Annotated in this window: 19 protein-coding genes; 4 read left to right on the top strand and 15 right to left on the bottom strand. The window is 38.5% G+C overall.

Annotated elements, in window-relative coordinates; translation table 11 throughout:
- Positions 1-32: 32 nt before the first annotated feature.
- From ACFQRG_RS07325 to ACFQRG_RS07315, 3 genes are all read right to left on the bottom strand, one after another.
- Positions 33-254 carry an IDEAL domain-containing protein gene (locus ACFQRG_RS07325; protein WP_380965206.1) on the bottom strand — a complete coding sequence of 74 codons (222 nt, stop codon included), beginning with the start codon at positions 252-254 and terminating at the stop codon, positions 33-35.
- A 111-nt stretch (positions 255-365) separates the two neighbouring features.
- A complete protein-coding gene (cshA, locus tag ACFQRG_RS07320) occupies positions 366-1805 on the bottom strand; it encodes a degradosome RNA helicase CshA (protein WP_380965205.1) in 1440 nt (479 codons plus the stop codon).
- Between the two features lie 206 nt (positions 1806-2011).
- Positions 2012-2632 (bottom strand): trimeric intracellular cation channel family protein, encoded by a 621-nt coding sequence (locus ACFQRG_RS07315; RefSeq protein ID WP_380965204.1) that lies wholly within the window; start codon positions 2630-2632, stop codon positions 2012-2014.
- Positions 2633-2820: 188 nt separating this feature from the next.
- Here ACFQRG_RS07315 and zwf point away from each other — a divergent pair, with 188 nt between their 5' ends.
- Complete coding sequence (gene zwf, locus ACFQRG_RS07310) at positions 2821-4302, top strand: glucose-6-phosphate dehydrogenase (RefSeq protein ID WP_380965203.1); 1482 nt, start codon at positions 2821-2823, stop codon at positions 4300-4302.
- A 175-nt stretch (positions 4303-4477) separates the two neighbouring features.
- On the opposite strand, the gene gnd is transcribed toward zwf, so the two are convergent.
- Both gnd and ACFQRG_RS07300 read right to left on the bottom strand, forming a co-directional pair.
- Positions 4478-5374 (bottom strand): phosphogluconate dehydrogenase (NAD(+)-dependent, decarboxylating), encoded by an 897-nt coding sequence (gene gnd, locus ACFQRG_RS07305; RefSeq protein WP_380965202.1) that lies wholly within the window; start codon positions 5372-5374, stop codon positions 4478-4480.
- A gap of 39 nt (positions 5375-5413) precedes the next feature.
- A complete protein-coding gene (locus tag ACFQRG_RS07300; protein ID WP_380965201.1) occupies positions 5414-6637 on the bottom strand; it encodes an MFS transporter in 1224 nt (407 codons plus the stop codon).
- Positions 6638-6814: 177 nt separating this feature from the next.
- On the opposite strand from ACFQRG_RS07300, the gene ACFQRG_RS07295 reads away from it, so the two are divergent.
- The gene (locus tag ACFQRG_RS07295; protein WP_380965200.1) at positions 6815-7117 is read left to right on the top strand and encodes a hypothetical protein; all 303 of its coding nucleotides are present in this window, start codon (positions 6815-6817) and stop codon (positions 7115-7117) included.
- 81 nt (positions 7118-7198) lie between these two features.
- Here ACFQRG_RS07295 and dat read toward each other — a convergent pair whose 3' ends face one another.
- The 10 genes from dat to ACFQRG_RS07245 form a co-directional block, all read right to left on the bottom strand.
- Entirely contained in the window at positions 7199-8047 is an 849-nt protein-coding gene (dat, locus tag ACFQRG_RS07290; protein WP_380965199.1) for a D-amino-acid transaminase, read from the bottom strand.
- Between the two features lie 136 nt (positions 8048-8183).
- Positions 8184-8300 (bottom strand): small acid-soluble spore protein P, encoded by a 117-nt coding sequence (locus ACFQRG_RS07285; RefSeq protein ID WP_380965198.1) that lies wholly within the window; start codon positions 8298-8300, stop codon positions 8184-8186.
- 51 nt (positions 8301-8351) lie between these two features.
- Positions 8352-9152 (bottom strand): SGNH/GDSL hydrolase family protein, encoded by an 801-nt coding sequence (locus ACFQRG_RS07280; protein ID WP_380965197.1) that lies wholly within the window; start codon positions 9150-9152, stop codon positions 8352-8354.
- Between the two features lie 121 nt (positions 9153-9273).
- Entirely contained in the window at positions 9274-9588 is a 315-nt protein-coding gene (locus tag ACFQRG_RS07275; RefSeq protein WP_380965196.1) for a hypothetical protein, read from the bottom strand.
- A gap of 13 nt (positions 9589-9601) precedes the next feature.
- Positions 9602-10018: an acyl-CoA thioesterase gene (locus ACFQRG_RS07270; RefSeq protein ID WP_380965195.1), complete on the bottom strand. Its 417-nt coding sequence runs from the start codon at positions 10016-10018 to the stop codon at positions 9602-9604.
- A gap of 138 nt (positions 10019-10156) precedes the next feature.
- On the bottom strand, positions 10157-10276 hold the full coding sequence (locus ACFQRG_RS07265; RefSeq protein ID WP_380965194.1) for an FbpB family small basic protein: 120 nt from the start codon (positions 10274-10276) through the stop codon (positions 10157-10159).
- Between the two features lie 76 nt (positions 10277-10352).
- Positions 10353-10916: a GNAT family N-acetyltransferase gene (locus ACFQRG_RS07260; RefSeq protein WP_380965193.1), complete on the bottom strand. Its 564-nt coding sequence runs from the start codon at positions 10914-10916 to the stop codon at positions 10353-10355.
- Between the two features lie 114 nt (positions 10917-11030).
- Complete coding sequence (locus ACFQRG_RS07255) at positions 11031-11360, bottom strand: DUF3870 domain-containing protein (RefSeq protein WP_380965192.1); 330 nt, start codon at positions 11358-11360, stop codon at positions 11031-11033.
- A gap of 96 nt (positions 11361-11456) precedes the next feature.
- Entirely contained in the window at positions 11457-13160 is a 1704-nt protein-coding gene (locus tag ACFQRG_RS07250; RefSeq protein ID WP_380965191.1) for a thiamine pyrophosphate-dependent enzyme, read from the bottom strand.
- Between the two features lie 15 nt (positions 13161-13175).
- Positions 13176-14345, bottom strand: a complete 1170-nt coding sequence (locus tag ACFQRG_RS07245) for an LL-diaminopimelate aminotransferase (protein WP_380965190.1) — start codon at positions 14343-14345, stop codon at positions 13176-13178.
- A gap of 385 nt (positions 14346-14730) precedes the next feature.
- Here ACFQRG_RS07245 and ACFQRG_RS07240 point away from each other — a divergent pair, with 385 nt between their 5' ends.
- A complete protein-coding gene (locus ACFQRG_RS07240; protein ID WP_380965189.1) occupies positions 14731-16227 on the top strand; it encodes an aldehyde dehydrogenase family protein in 1497 nt (498 codons plus the stop codon).
- A 70-nt stretch (positions 16228-16297) separates the two neighbouring features.
- Positions 16298-17479: a saccharopine dehydrogenase family protein gene (locus ACFQRG_RS07235; protein ID WP_380965188.1), complete on the top strand. Its 1182-nt coding sequence runs from the start codon at positions 16298-16300 to the stop codon at positions 17477-17479.
- Positions 17480-17485: the final 6 nt, after the last annotated feature.

Here is a 17485-nt window from a genome sequence, read left to right as displayed (position 1 = left end):
AGGCTTTACTATTTTAGCTTAAGCAAAAGTTCTTAACGGCATAAATTTTTATATTCTTTACTTAATTTTATAAATAACTCTTTATCACCTTGATCCAAGCTTTGATCAATAAGCTTTCGCAATTGATCAATTCTTCGATTAATCAGGCATTCATCTAAAATCATCTGGGCATACAATTCAGCAAGTGACATTTTCGGTTGTTTTTCTCTTAACATGGCCAATGACTTTACTTTTTGTTGATAGTCGTTATTCATTTTGCAGGCCCCCTTTGCCCTTTTCAATATTTTATGCGATATTTCCGATAATTTCAACCATTTTGATTACTTTTTATAAAAAAAGAGCGATCGCCTTTAAGGCGATCACTCTTAATGTTGATGCACGCGTTTTTTGTAAGGTTTAGATCCATGCTGCTGATGGTGGTTGCGGCGTACATTCTTTCCTCTATTTCTTTGATTTCTTTGCGGTCTTCTTTTTCTGTCTTTCTTAACTTGCAGCGGTGATTCTGCAGTCAGTTTAACCGGTGTTGTATCCGGCTCTTTTGTAATTAATTTCAATGCTGCAGCGATAACTGGAATTGAATCATTCTCATTTAAAAGGTTTTTAGCTAACCCCTTATAATTTTCAATATCCCCGGATTCCATTGTTTCCATAATGGATTGCAATGCTGCCTTTTGCTGACCGTGAAGCGCTTCTTCATATGAAGGCGGCTGTACTTCCTCCATGCTTTGTTTTGTTACTTTTTCAATTTCATTTAAGTGAGGTATTTCACTTGGTGTAACAAAAGTTACTGCCAGCCCTTTTTTGCCGGCACGGCCGGTTCGCCCAATGCGGTGGACATAACTCTCAGGATCTTGCGGTAAATCGAAATTATAGACGTGCGTCACATTACTAATATCAAGCCCTCTGGCCGCGACATCAGTCGCAACAAGAATATTGGCATTGTTATTTTTAAAACGTCTTAGAACATGATCCCTTCTTGCCTGAGTAAGATCGCCATGAATCCCTTCTGCCCTGTATCCGCGTTTTTGTAATGCGCTTGACAGTTCATCGACCCGGCGTTTTGTCCGGCCAAATATAATTGCGCGCTCTGGAACGTGAATGTCGAGAATTCTTGTTAATACATCGAATTTTTGACGCTCTTTCATGACTAAATACTTTTGTTCGATCTGAGATACGGTTAATGTTTTTGCTTGAATCTTAACCGTTTCCGGATTTTTCATAAATTGCTCTGCTAACAGCCTTATAGGTTTTGGCATTGTTGCCGAGAATAACAGCGTTTGATGTTCTTGCGGCGTTTGTTCTAAGATAGCGCGAATATCATCAATGAATCCCATATTCAGCATTTCATCCGCTTCATCTAAGACAACATGGCTGACTTCATTTAAACGAATGGTCTTTCTCTTTATATGATCCAAGAGGCGTCCCGGGGTTGCAGAAATAATACTTGGACGTTTTTTAAGAGCTCTGATTTGCTTTTGGATATCTTGCCCGCCATATACCGGTACTGTCACAACCTTTTTGAAACGGCCTATGTTATTTAATTCCTCAGAAACTTGAATAGCAAGCTCTCTGGTAGGCGTTATAATGATGCTTTGAACAGCTTTGTTTAATGGGTCGGCAAATTCCGTCAGCGGTACACCAAAAGCGGCCGTTTTCCCAGTACCCGTTTGGGCCTGCCCGATAAGATCGCTACCCTTTAAAGCGACTGGAATCGCTTTTTCCTGGATTGGCGACATTTCTTTAAAACCCATTTTTTCAATTGCTTGAAGAATCGTGTTATTGATTGTTAGCTCAGAAAATTTCATTAATAAGTTTAGTCTCCTTTTTCAATTACAAGGTTTATGTCAAAGAATAAGGCATTCCCCGCTGATGGACGGAAAATGCCTCTTACTCACAATCAAGCTTACAGCTCTGATTATAACAAAAATTACATCCATCACCATGTGAATCCCAAACAGACATAAAATAACCTTATCATGTAAAGGAATGAAATGCAATCCAACTTTAAACATCAGCGGTAAAAATCTCTTGGCTTTGTATGATTTCTTTTAGGTAAATGCCAATGATAACGTACTGACAACAGTCGAAGTACGGTAATACACGCTGTTAATATATATTCTCCCCAAACGTCTCTCATCCATCCCATTCCTAAAATAAAACCTGCTATCATCGCCCAAATTGCATATATTTCCGTTCTAAAAACAAGCGGTTTTCTCCCGGCAAGAATATCACGAATAATTCCTCCCCCGCAGCCTGTCAATGTTGCAGCAACGACTGCTGCTCCCATTGAATAATGAGCATCAACTGTTGCTAATGCACCTTGTACTGCAAAGGCTGATAACCCAATGGCATCAAAGAAAGTCCCTGGTTTTTCCCAATAAAAGATCCAGCTGCTGGGTATAATGAAAATAATGATAACAGTAAGAAGGGCCAATTTAAAAAGGAGGGTTTGAGTCCATATTTCTTGAATAGGAATTCCGATTAAAAGGTTACGTATAATACCTCCGCCAAAAGCGGTCACTAATGCAAGTACTGCTACGCCCAAAATATCGTAATCTTCCTCCATTGCAACAATTGCGCCACTGGCAGCAAAAGCGATTGTACCAATGATGCTAAGAATTTCCCAAGTCATGATGCTACCTCCGTTATCGTTAAACCTGTTTAGACGTTCAAAAAGGGTAAAAAACTGTATCATTTTGAACGCGCATATAAGATATTTTAAAGGTTTTTATAAATATTGAGTACCTCTCTTTTAACTTTCTTAATTTATTTTGTTAAAATAATGCACGTAAGATAAATAACAGAAGTGAGGCTATGGTTATGTCAGAAGTAAACAGTAACGCAACAACAATTATTTTATTTGGTGCAACAGGTGATTTAGCAAGAAGAAAGCTTTATCCTGCTTTGTACTCACTTTATAAGAAAAAAAATAACTTTGCGGTCATCGGTGTTGCAAGAAGAGATTATGACCACGAAGTTTTCCGCCAAAATGTTTATGAATCGCTTAAAAATCATTCAAATCCTGAAAATGATGCAGAAGATTTTATTAAAAGATTTTATTATTATCCTTTAGATGTTAAAGATACAAAAGCCTATGATGGTTTAAAAGAACTTGCCGATCAGCTTAATGATCAATTTGATCTTCAAGGAAACCGTATGTTCTATTTATCATTGGCACCAGAATTCTTTGCACCGGTTACTTTAAATCTTAAACAAGCGGGACTTACCACCAATACTGGCTGGAAACGTCTTGTTATCGAAAAACCGTTCGGCAGGGATTTGGAATCTGCCGCTGAATTAAATAATTCAATACATGAAGTTTTTGAAGAAAGCGAGATATATCGTATTGACCATTACCTCGGAAAAGAAATGGTCCAAAATATTCAAGTAATCCGTTTTGCCAATCCTATCTTTGAAGGTATCTGGAACAACCGTTATATTTCGAATATCCAAATCACATCAAGTGAAACTTTAGGTGTTGGTGAACGCGCTAGCTATTACGATCATACCGGGGCATTGATGGATATGATTCAAAACCATATGCTGCAAATGGTTGCCCTTACCGCTATGGAACCGCCAAGCCGTTTTGTTACTGAAGATATTCGCGATGAAAAAGTAAAAGTTCTTCGCTCAATTCGTCCTCTTACGGACAGTACTGTTGCTAACAGCGTTGTCAGAGGACAATACACCCGCGGAACAATGCCAAACGGAGATGTCGTTAAAGGCTATCGTGAGGAAGAAAATATTAAAGAGCAGTCAATGACCGATACTTTTGTTGCGGCTAAATTGCATATTGACAACTTCCGTTGGGCCGGCGTTCCGTTCTATATTAGAACAGGTAAACGTATGACAGCGAAATCAACAGAAATTGTTGTTCAATTCAAAGACGCTCCAAAGCGCCCGTATTTTAACAATTTTAACGACCTTCAGCCTAACTTGCTTGTTATTCATGTACAGCCTGATGAAGGGTTATCGCTAAAATTAAATGCTAAGAAATTTAGCACAGGCGGGGGTTCTATACCAATCACGATGAACTTTAGCAACAGCAATAACGATGACGGTTCAAGCGCTTATGAACGTTTAATTCAAGATTGTATTCATGGTGATTCAACAAACTTCACCCGGTGGGACGAGGTTGCTCTATCATGGCAATTCGTTGACTATATTGCCGAAGCATGGAAAGAAAGAAATATACCTCTTGACCGCTATGAAGCAGGCACAATGGGTCCAGCCTCAGCACATGAACTTTTAGCTAAAGACGGTCATCATTGGTGGCCTTTAACGAAAACGACTGAAAAGTAATTAGAAAAACCCGTCACCACCATGACGGGTTTTTCTATTATTTACTCATTGCTGATTTTGGCTTTATTTTTCCGGTGGTGCGGGAATACAGCATAGTTTTTTATTGCCAAAAAATAAACTTTTTAATAATGAAAGAAACAGCGGTCTTTATTTAACCGCTGTTTCTTTTTTAAATTTATTTTTTTACTACCTCATGACCGCCGAATTCATTTCTTAATGCGGCAACGACTTTACCTGTAAATGTATCATCTTCTTGTGAACGGTAACGCATCATAAGTGATAAGTAAATCAACGGCGTAGGGACTTCAAGTTCTAATGCTTCTTCAACTGTCCATTTTCCTTCACCGGATGAATTCATGACACCGCGAATTTTTTCGAGCTTAGGATCTTTAGAAAATGCGTTTTGTGTTAATTCCATAAGCCAGCTGCGGATAACGGAACCATGATTCCAAACGCGTGCTACTTGTTCGTAGTCGAAATTGAAATGACTTTTCTCAAGAACTTCAAATCCTTCAGCAATGGAAGCCATCATTCCATATTCAATACCATTATGAACCATTTTTAGGTAATGACCGCCAGCCGGTTCATTTGTAAAATGATAACCATTTTCTACAGCTGTATCTTTAAATAATGGTTCAACAAGTGAGAAAGCCTTTTGATCGCCGCCAATCATATAACAAGCGCCGTTTCTTGCACCTGACACACCGCCGGATGTACCAGCATCAATAAAGTAAATACCTTTTTCTTTTAATTGATTGTAGCGGCGGAGGGAGTCTTTATAATTCGAATTACCTGCATCTATTACAATATCTCCTTCGCCCAGAAGCGGACTGATCTCACTAATAACATCATCAATAAGATGGCCGGCAGGAATCATTAACCAAACAACTCGGGGGGTTTCAAGAGAATTTATAAGCTCTTGATATGAGCCGGCGCCTTTTGCCCCTTTTTCAGCGATTTCTTTAACAGCGTTTTGATTAATATCAAATGCTACTAATTCATGACCATGGTCAAGCATGTTAAGACCAAGGTTCATACCCATTTTTCCTAGTCCAATTAAACCTAATTTCATTTCAAGATCTCCTTTCAAAAATCCTCGTCATTTATTGTATCATATTGTTTTCAAATTACCCTCATTAGATGCTTGGTTCGGTTTTATGGAAAATATTATCATAATAACCGCAACAACCGTTACCCCTGCAGCTATCAAAAACATCATTTTAACGGAGTTTTCCATGATAACAGCATAAATCGGCGGTCCCGCAGCAACTCCGATAAAGCGCATACTGCTATATAAACTTGTTATAGTTCCTCTATTTTCCTTTTGGATGCCCTCTGTAATAAAAGCATCCAGACAAGGTAAAACAATGCCAATACCAATCCCGGAAATAAATAAAAACAATAAAAAAAGGCGGATATTTGGCTCGAAGCTAAGACATACCATCATAATCGCAGCTATTAGCATGCCAATAAAAGTTAACCATTTCATTAACATTTTATTCTGCCCAATTTTCTTACCGGCGATTAAAGAAGCAGCAGATAGTGCAAACAGCGGGATAGCAATAACGATACCTTTTCGAACAGATTTTATATGATACGTCGATTCCAGTAACTCGGATAAATAAAAAAGCGTTCCGAATAACACAAACATGACGATACATCCAATAACAAAAATAGCCATCAGCCATTTAAGGTTTTCTTTTAGAGTTTTTTTTGTATCATGAAAAAATTTTTGGAAAGACGGCGGTTCTTCTTGCGATTTTGGCGCTTTGACAAAAAAAGCAACTAAAAGAATTGAAATTAAACATAAAATAGGAATTGTTAAAAACGGTGTATACCACGTTATGACAGCCAGTAATGCGCCAACAATCGGGCTTAAAACCTTACCGAAAGTATTTGATGTTTCAATAACACCGAGCCCGCTGCTGATATCTTCTTCTTTTTCAAACATATCACCGACTAATGGAATAACAACCGGAAATGCACCAGAAGCTCCAATCCCTTGCAAAAATCGGCCGACTAAAATGATCCAATAAGGTTGATTTAAAAATAAAGGAGCTAATCCTGAGATGGCACCTCCTATCCCTGTAAGAATAAGACTGGGAATAATGACCTTTTTCCTGCCTATTCTATCTGATAAGTAACCCGCAATAGGAATAAAGATAATAGCCATAATGGAATAAACAGTAATAATTAGACTTGTTTGGAAGGCGCTAACATCAAGTTTCTTTTCTATTGTAGGCAGTACTGGAATTAACATTGAATTTCCTAGCGTCATCATTAGCGGAATGGAAGCTAACGATAAAAGGTCAAGTGTTTTTTTTTCTTCTTCCATAAAGCATCCTCCACGAGTCATATTTGTTATTAGTTTGAAATGAAAAAATGAAAATTATGCGAAAGGGTAACAAATGGGCGGATGGAAAAAATAGTTTACCGTTAACTCGGCATGAAAATATTTAATTCATAAATCATCGCCGTTCGTACAAAATAGGAATGATTGGAGGATTGTAAAATGGCTCAATCAGATCAAACACAAGCTAAATCAAAACTTAAACCTTTAAAAGAAACACAACAACTTCTTCAAAATGCATTAGAATCAATTAACCAGGCTACAGCAATGGAAAATAATCAAGCTATGATACAAACCCAGCAAACAATGCAGCAGGCCCAGCAAACGTTATCTCAAAGTATAAGTTCAAATCAAACACCTGAAGAGCAGCAGCTCATCGAAAACGCACAACAGCAGCTGCAACAAGCACAGCAACAACTCATGCAAGCAAACAGCACTGATTATAATAGTAAAACTTCATCATGAATAAGGAACGAACCCTGCCATTTTTGTTGGCAAGTTGCACAAAAAAACACCGACTCCAATAAATAGTCGGTGTTATCTTATTTAAGAGACATGGGAAACTAATTTATTGATTTCCTCTTCAAACTTTTTCTGCAATGCCGCCGTTACAATTCCCGGCCGCCCCTCTCCAATTATTTGGTCATCTATTTTAACAACAGGCGAAATTTCAGATGTTGTACTTGTAATAAAAACTTCATCAGCTTTAAGTAATTCTTCTGTTGAGAAAGTGTTTTCAATCACTTCAAAATGTTCTTCTTTCGCAAATCTGAGGACGTATTGTCTCGTAATACCATTTAATATAAAATTATTGGCAGGATGAGTGTAGAGTTTTCCATTTTTCACAATAAAAACATTTGATGAACTGCCTTCTGTCACTGTACCTTGACGATGTAAAATGGCTTCGTAACATTGATTTTCTTGCGCCTCTTGCTTTGCCAGAACATTGCCGAGCAGGTTAAGACTTTTAATATCACAGCGCAGCCATCTAAAATCGTCAACTAATTTTGTATTAATCCCGTTTTGAAGATTGGCTAATGGCCGTTCCATTTCACTGGTATAAGCCGTTAATACGCTTTTGGCATGTTCCGGGAATTGATGGGTTCTTTTTGCTGCACCTCTTGTTATTTGAAGATACACAATCCCATTAGTTAAACGGTCTTTCTTAATTAACTGATTAATATTATCTTCTAATTTCATTCGGCTTATCGGGCAATCTAATTTGATTTCCTTCGAGCTTCTCTCCAGCCGGTCAAGATGTTCCTTCATAGCAAAACATTGGCCTTGATATACTCTGATTACTTCATATACGCCGTCTCCAAATTGATAGCCCCTGTCTTCAATGTCAATAGAGACCTCTTCTCTTTCAACAAACTGGCCGTTATACAAAATCATAAAAAATCCCCTTTATTCTTGCTCATTTATTATCCTTTCCCAAGATGCTTTCATTATAAAATATTCAGAACATGTTAAGCAATGTTCTTTTACTTATCATTATTTAAAAAACGGCCGTTCGAAACGGCCGTTTAAATTAGCTGCCTTCACCATGATTTTGTCGGGACATCTGCCTTTTTTTAGCTTTCTTTGATCCGCTAAGCGGCCTCGGCTGTCCCCCGCCGCGTGATCTCTTATCTTTTAATTGCATCATAAGACTCCTTTCCAGAAAGGATTAATCTTATTATTGACCAAAAAAGAATCATTATGATGCATTCTTAACTTTATAAGCTTCATAATAAGACAGCAATCTCTTTGTCATTAACTGATAACCTTTAGGATTAGGATGAAAATGATCTTTGTAAAGCAATGCATTTGTTTTTCCTTTAAATATATCTTCTGTAGGAATAAAAACAGTATGGCTGTACATACTTAAAATATGTTGACTTGCATTATTCCACTCATGAAGGATATCAAAAAACTCTTTGTTTAAATCTTTATCCAAATAATCTTGAAAAGGATTGTACAGGCCGAAATAATAAATGGTTGCCGATGTATTTTCTTGACGAATTTTTTGGATAATATTGTTAAAATTCTTTTGGAATTGATTGCGTTCGGATACAAAATCACCTTGTTTAAGATTTAAAAAATTAGATTTTAAAACATTTACCAAATCGTTACCGCCTATTGTTAAACAAATGATATTGGCATTTTTTATTTGCTTTTTTACATCTTCCCTATCCAGGACTTTTAACAGATCGGATGTTGTATCACCGGTAATGCCAAAATTATTGACAGTCACTTTAGAGACAGTATCTAAAGTTTTCAGATGGTTTGTAAAATCTCCAAAATAACCTCCATTTTTCGGATCACCAACGCCTTTTGTCAGCGAATCTCCTATCCCTACAATATGAACAGGCGACTTCTTAATAATGTCTTTATGAGAAGGCTGGACTTTTTGAACTTGCTCTGTTCTAAAAGGATAAGCAGCAACAGTCATAACAACACCAATACATAATAAAACAGCGGCGGTAATATAAATCATTTTCCGTTTTAAAGTGACCACCCCCAAGCACTTTTCAAAACAGGTTAACTTTTTAATAATACAATCATGCTTCCTGGCAGCTTATTTAAGATTAGAGGAAGCTAACTTAACTTGCTCTGTTCCCGTCTTTTAGAGTTGCCAATCAGCAAAATTCCTTCGTTAAATGAAATCGCCTGATATGATCCGTATATCCTTCCTGTTTTAAAATAATAATCTGCTTCTCACCTAATAAATCGTAATGTGGATAATCTTTTCTAAAATCAATCCATTCGGGTTTCAGACCATACTTTTCACCCCAAACGGTTAACTTTTGGAGGTTAATACAACCAACTTTAGTAACTGTTTGGCAATCGGGGAAGCGGGGATCATACCAGTAATGAGTAATGAACGCAATTTCGCCGTCTGAAACTTTTCTTTTCCATTCATTTAATTCCTGCCTTTTTAAACCAAAAGCCATATCTATAACTTCCTTACTCCATTGCTCGACGATAGGCCTGATCCCATTCCGGGAAATGTTTTTTCAATATAATCGGCCTGAAGCTTTCTTTTTTAACACAAACATGTTGGGTATTTGCTTTAACACAGCATTCACCCTGACTGTTGACGACTTCATAACCATATGTGACACGAATCCCGTCATAAGCTTCTACCCATGTTTTAACTATTACTTGTTCGCCATACTTTGCCGGTTTCTGATAACTTAAATGCGCATCAACAACTGGTGATAAAACGCCCTGTTCTTCCATTGATGCATAACGAAAACCGAGTTCTTCAACAAGCTGTGTCCGTCCAACTTCAAGCCAGACAAGATAGTTTGCATGGTAGACAACACCCATTTGATCGGTTTCCGCATATCTTACCGTTATTTTTGTTTCCGAAATATACATACTTCTCTTCTCCTAAATATCATTTAAAGCCAAACCATCATTTATTTTAACACATTATTAAGTATTCAAAAAAGAAAAGCAAACCGCCGAGTGACATTCTTAAAGTTAAAATAAATAAAGCAACGGGATACCGTCGCTTTAACGAATTGAGCGTTTTTTTTCAATTCTTAATTCAATTTTTTCAATGGCAGAATGATCTCTTAAAATTTCTGATTTATTTTTAGATACGAGATCTTTAAAAGATATTTTCTTTTTCATATTATCACCTTCCACTTTTATTTTATAACAACAGTATGGTCAATTTTTGATTAAATTATTACAAATGTTTGAAAATTTAGCGGTGTGAAGCCTTAAACTCAATCCATTCACTTTTTAGCAGACTATATATTTCTAAATCAACTAATTTATCACCCCACCGTTGATATTGCCGTAAATAACCTTCTTTTTTAAAAGGAACAAGTTTGACTAACCCTTGTGCCTTTTTGTTTTCAGGAGATATTAGCGCTTCAATTCTATTTAAGCGCAATGGATAAAACCCGACTGTCAAGAGAGCTTGTATGCTTTCTTTACCAATGCCATTTCTCCAGTATTTTTTCAGTATCTCTCCTCCGATTTCCGCTTTCTTTGAAAAATAATCAATATGATGGAAACCGGCCGTACCAAAAAATTCATTAGTTTTTTTTGATGTAATTGCCCACCGGATAGCCGGCTGATTCATTGATGAGAATGTTTCGATAAAAGTTTTTGCCTCTTCTATATTACCCATGGTTAGCCCGCCGTCAAACATCATTGTATCTGAATCAGAAAATAAATTATAAACATCATATATATCATTTTTATTAAGCTGGCGAAATCTAAGACGTTTGGTCGTAAATTCCGGAAACGATTGGTTGACCATCAATCTCCCCCCATTTATACCCCTTTCTATAAGATATTGATGAACGGGGCTAAAAGGAACGATATCAACCTATAAAAAAAGCCCTTATGCATATGCATAAGAGCTTTTTTCAAATTATTCTGCGAAAGATTTCTCTTTATTAAGTTCCGTGTAATAATAATACATATCCTTACAGGCTGCCATTAAAGCGTCTTTAGCTTTACCATGATAGCCATTATTAATGACATCAAGGATCGCATCCAAGCCTTCCCGGAGACTATAACCTTTTAACAAGTCATTAATAAAATTTTGAGCGTGATCGGTGGCTAACGTGCAAGAAGCCTCAATGATCACACCAAAATGCGGATCAATTTCAGCAGTAACGGTCAATGTCTCATATACATCTCTTGCTGCCATACCCCGGGGCAGCTTAGCATGGCCGGCGATCATCATAGTTTGTGACATATATTTCCTCCTCTATTGCTGTTTTATTCCATCATATATTGATATATCTTTTTTCTATAACTAAAAAGTTAAATCCTCTTTTATACGTTCATTATTTTATATTTTGGCTGACTGGTTTTTCGCTTGCGCTTTTTCTCTAATGGAATCAATCGTCGCTGAAACCGAGATTTGTTCAGGATCCATCAAAACTTCTATCAAAACAGGCTGCTCGATTTGACCGCTTAACAGTTGATTAAGTACATCTTCAAATTGAATTGTGTTACTAATGTGGTAGCTTTCGATATTGACTGCTTCAGCAATTTTATTAAAGTTTACCTGACCAAGAGAAGTACCGACAACACGGTGCGGATAGTTCTTTTCCTGATGCATCCGGATTGTACCATACATACCATTGTTAAAAACAATGGCGATGATAGGAATGTTGTATCTTGCAGCCGTTTCCAATTCTTGAATTGTCATCATAAATCCGCCGTCACCGGAAAACGAAACGACATGCCTTTCCGGGTCAGCTAATTTTGCCCCGAGTGCGGCCGGCATGCCGTATCCCATTGCACCCGAAGTTGGACCGATATATGTTTTTGGCTCTTTAAATTGGTAAAAGCTATGCAGCCAACCGGCAAAATTACCGGCATCATTTGTTATAATTGTATTTTCAGGCATTAGTTTCTGAATAATATGAAAGATGTTTTTTAAATTGCAGCCATTTTCGTGATCTTGTTCTAATACTGGCGATAGGGAAGACGCCAGTACATAGGCATTACGGCGATCTTTTCGCCAAGTCGTCTGTTCTGGAGACAATTCTTTCTCATGAGCACTATCTAATAATTGCTGCAAAGCCATTTTAGCATCGGCAACAACAGCGATTTCCGCAGGGAAATTTCTGCCTACTGTTTGGTCGCTGATATCAATATGGATTAATTTCTGATGAGGTGAAATGATTGAATAATCTTGTGTTGTCACTTCCGAGAGTCTTGTTCCTATTGCAAGTATGACGTCTGCCTGTTTAACAGTTTCAAGGACGCAGTTAAAGGCGCCTAACCCTAAATGACCGGCATAATGTCCGTTATGATTCGCGATGACATCATGACGTCGGAAAGCCGATAAAACGGGTAAATCCATTTTTTCAGCAAAAGCGGTTAAATCTGCTTCAGCACCTGAAGATTTAATACCTCCCCCTGCGAGAATCACCGGTTTTTTTGCCTTTTCAAGTAAAGAGAGGCAATTCTCAATCAAGGACGGATCGGCAAGCGGGCGTGATTTTTCAAATTTCTTGGCAAATACCATATCCGCTTTTTCTTTTAAAACATCTTCCGGCAACGAAACGACAACCGGTCCGGGTCTGCCGGACTGGGCTACCCTTAAGGCTCTTTGGACAAGCTCAGGCGTCCGTTCGGCATCTCGAATTTCAACAGTCCATTTAGCAATCGGCGCAAAAAACTGATCAAGGTCGACTTCCTGGAAACCTTCACGCCCTCTGAATTTACTATGGACTTGGCCTAAAAAGACGACCATTGGCGTTGAATCTTGATACGCTGTATGGACACCGATCGATAAATTGCCGGCACCGACACCGCGGGTTGCAAATACGATTCCCGGTTTCCCGGTTGCTTTAGCGTATCCTTCAGCCATAAATGACACGCCGCCTTCATGGCGTCCTGAAATCAGTTCAATGCTTGGATGTTCAAAAAGACCATCCAGCACCGGCAAATAGCTTTCCCCAGGTACACAAAATACATGATTGATTTTTTCAATTTCCAGACATTTAATCAAAGCTTCAGCACTTGTCATATATGTAGTCATGTATATGCTCTCTCCTTATTTCATTAGAAATTGTTTGATGCGTCCTGCTGCTTCCCGCAGCCTTTCATCAGGAACGGATAGTGATATCCGAAAATAGCCTTCTCCGTGATCGCCAAAGGCGGTGCCAGGTGTCACAACCACACCGGCTTCTTCGAGTAATCTCTCACAAAATGAGGCGCTGGTCATTGATTCAGGCACTTTGACCCAAAGAAAAATGCTGCCTTTAAGCGGACCGGTCTCAATGCCGATATCTTGAAGTGCTTGACACATGACCTTCCCTCTTTTTTCATATACAGCATTTCTTTCTTTCAAAAATGATAAATCGCTCTCCAATGCAATCGCAGCTGCTTTTTGAATAGGAAGAAACTGACTTGAATCGAGATTGCTTTTAACCGTTAGCAAAGTATTAATAATCTCCTTATGTCCGACAAGATATCCTATCCGCCAGCCCGTCATATTAAATGCTTTTGAAAGTGATCCAAATTCGACAGCCATTTCCTTAGCGCCGTCCACTTGCAAAATACTTGGCGCCTGGTAGTCGCCATAAGTCACCAGATTATACGCAGAATCATGCGCAATATAAATGCCATGTTTTTTAAAAAAGGCGACAGCTTTCTCAAAGAATTCAATATCGACGGTTGCACCAGTCGGATTGCTAGGATAATTTAAGAAAGCAAGTTTAGCTTTTTTTAAAACATCAATCGGAATCGATTCAAAAACAGGTTTGAAGCCGTTTTCAGCCTTAAGCGGCATTGGAAAAATTTTGCCGCCCGCTAAATGTACAGCCATTTTATAAACCGGATAACATGGATCCGGTATTAAAACAAAATCTCCCGGATCTATCATTGCCTGAATTAAATGGGCAATGCCCTCTTTTGAGCCAATCAATGTTTGAACTTCTTTATTTTCATCAATTTCCACCTGAAAATGCTTAAAATAGAAATCACTAACCGCCTGACGAAATTCCGGACAGCCGTTAAAAGCAGAGTATCTGAAATTCTCAGGATGCTCTAATTCCTTAATTAACTGATCAATAATGAATGTCGGCGTCGGTAAATCAGGATCACCGATGCCTAAGTCAATTATATCGACGCCTTGTTTTTTTAAAGTTTCTTTTTTGCGGTTTAAATTTGAAAATAAATAAGGCGGCATTTGCTGAACGATTTGGGATGCAACTGCCTTCACAGGATAACCTCCCTTATATATTTCGTTTCATTTAATGAAATGTTATTCCTATAAATAAAATACAATTTCATTTTAATTTAATATTTTAAATATTTCAACCTTATTTTGCACCTGTTTCCAATTATTAATTTATGACGTAACACAGTCAATATGATATAAGAACGCCTCCTTTAGCGCTTTTACCCTTTAGTTAAGTCAATTTTTAATGACTTAAAATGATCTGATGTCGCCTTTTGTCTAAATTGGTATAATTATTACGAATCTTAAAAATATACTTGAACGTTATGTTTTTACATCATATAATGTGATTGTCGGTGTAAATGTTTCATTTTGTGAAACAAGGATTAAATAATTGAAAACGGTTACTTTTAAGGAGGGTTTTATAATGGTCACATCAACGAAAACAGCTTACCTTAATTTTATTGACGGAGAGTGGCAGCCGTCAATCAGCGGTGAATCCGTAGAAAATGTTAATCCAGCAAACGGAGAGGTGATTGGTCTCGTAACCGTATCATCTGAAAAAGAAGTAAATGAAGCGGTCAAAGCAGCAAAAAAGGCTCAAAAAACCTGGAAATTAGTTCCAGCACCTGCCCGTGGAGAATACTTATTCCGAATCGGCGATTTATTGAAACAAAAAAAAGAAATGCTTGCACGACTTTTAACTTCAGAGATGGGTAAAGTTATCGACGAAGCCCGCGGCGAAGTCCAAGAGGCTATTGATATGGCATATTATATGGCTGGTGAAGGGCGCCGTCTCTTCGGTCAAACAGTACCTTCCGAGCTTCCTAATAAATATGCGTTGAGCATGCGCGTTCCCGTTGGCGTTGCCGGGCTCATCACACCTTGGAATTTTCCGATTGCCATCGCCAGTTGGAAGATATTCCCGGCCTTGGTAGGCGGTAATACCGTTGTTTGGAAACCGGCTACTGACACCCCTGCTCTCGCCCATGAATTCGTTAAAATATTTGAAGAAGCCGGCTTGCCAAAAGGGGTTGTCAACCTCGTCTATGGTTCCGGCAGCACCGTTGGCCAAGCAATGGTTGAGCATCCTGATATAGATATCATTTCATTTACCGGTTCAACCGAAACCGGAAGCAAGGTCTCCGGCAGAGCAAGCGAATTGTTAAAGCGTGTATCTCTTGAAATGGGGGGCAAAAATGCCATTATCGTCATGGATGATGCCGACCTTGATTTAGCGGTTGACGGAATCGTTTGGAGTGCCTTCGGTACAGCCGGACAGCGCTGTACAGCTTGCAGCCGTCTTATTGTACATGAGGACGTTAAAGAAAAATTGGAATCCCTTCTTGTAAAAAGAATTGAAGAACTTAAATTAGGCAATGGCCTTGATGAAGAAGTTGATGTCGGACCTGTTATTTCGAAGCGTGCGCTTAAGCAGATTGATGAATATGTACAAATCGGCAAAGAAGAAGGCGCAACCCTTCTTTGCGGCGGTAAAATCGTTGACGATGGAGAATTAGCTAAAGGTCATTACTATCAGCCAACCCTTTTCAGCGATGTTAACCGAAACATGAGAATTGCGAAAGAAGAAATATTTGGCCCTGTCCTTTCCTTAATTCCTGTCTCCAGTCTTGAAGAAGCGATTGAGGTCAATAATGAAACAAACTTTGGTCTTTCAAGTGCTATCTACACTAATGATACGAATAAAACATTTACTGCCATGCGCGACCTTGATACGGGCATTGTCTATATTAATGCCGGTACGACCGGTGCAGAAATTCATTTGCCGTTTGGCGGAACGAAACAAACGGGCAATGGACACCGTGATTCCGGTACTGCTGCTTTAGATGTTTTCACAGAATGGCGTGCGGTCTATGTCGATTACAGCGGCAGCTTGCAAAGAGCCCAAATCGACAACAATTAAAATGATAAAAAGGCAGTTCAAAAAGAGTTTTTTGGGCTGCCTGTAAAAAAATAACGGGGAGGAATCTATCATGAAAGTAGCTGTATTAGGTGCTGGATTAATGGGTAAAGAGGCAGCGAGAGATCTCGTTAATTCCAGCGGTGTCAAAGAGGTTGTTATTGCTGATGTTGATGTACAAAAAGCTGAAGACATTGTTCAATTGCTTAACAGTTCAAAAATCTCTTCAGCCTATATTAATGCTAAAGACGAAGACCAATTAGCGAACTTTATGAAGGATTTCGATGTTGTCATAAATGCCCTCTTTTATACTTTTAATGAAACAGTGGCCAAAACGGCTGTAAAGGTTGGCGTTAATTTATGCGATCTTGGCGGTCATATCGGTCACGCAACAGATAAAGTTTTGGCATTAAAAGATAAAGCCCAGGATGCCGGCGTGACACTGATTCCTGATTTAGGCGTCGCTCCGGGAATGATCAATATTTTATCAGGTTATGGTGTCAGCAAACTTGATGAAACAGACTCTATTAAAATTATGGTCGGCGGCATTCCAGTAAAACCTGAGCCTCCATTTGAATACAACCATGTTTTCTCAATGGAAGGCGTGTTTGATCATTATACAGATGAATCCCTTGTTATTCGTGATGGCAAAAAAATGTTGGTTCCTTCACTTTCCGAAATTGAAACGGTTTACTTTGATCATTTTGGTCCATTAGAAGCTTTTCATACCGCCGGCGGTACTTCAACACTTTCGCAAAGCTACCCTGACCTGAAAAATCTTGAATATAAAACAATCCGTTATCCGGGACATGCGGAAAAGTTCCAGCTGCTTGTCGATCTTAACTTAACGCAGCGGGATTATGAGGTTGAAGTGAACGGTGTTAAAGTAAAACCCCGGGAAGTTATGCTTAAGGTACTCGATCCTATCGTGGACCTCAAAGACAAAGACGACGTTGTTCTTCTCCGTGTCAGCGTCTCAGGCACAAAGGCCGGCGAACAATGCACCTATTCATATGAAATGACGACATTTAATGATAAAATAAATCATGTAACAGCTATGGCGCGTTCTACAGCATACACTATATCTGTTGCAGCGCAAATGATCGCAAACGGCACGATTACCAAAAAAGGTGTTTATCCGCCTGAACAAATTGTACCTGGCGACCATTATATTGAAGAAATGAAAAAACGCGGGGTTATTATTAAAGAATCTGTCGAGAAGAAATCGGCGGCTCAACAAAAGGCTTATCATTAATATCAG

The organism is Scopulibacillus cellulosilyticus (assembly GCF_042665295.1).
Taxonomy (GTDB): domain Bacteria; phylum Bacillota; class Bacilli; order Bacillales; family Sporolactobacillaceae; genus Scopulibacillus_A; species Scopulibacillus_A cellulosilyticus.
Note: the sequence above shows the minus strand (reverse complement) of the source record. Positions and strands in the feature narration are given on the sequence as shown.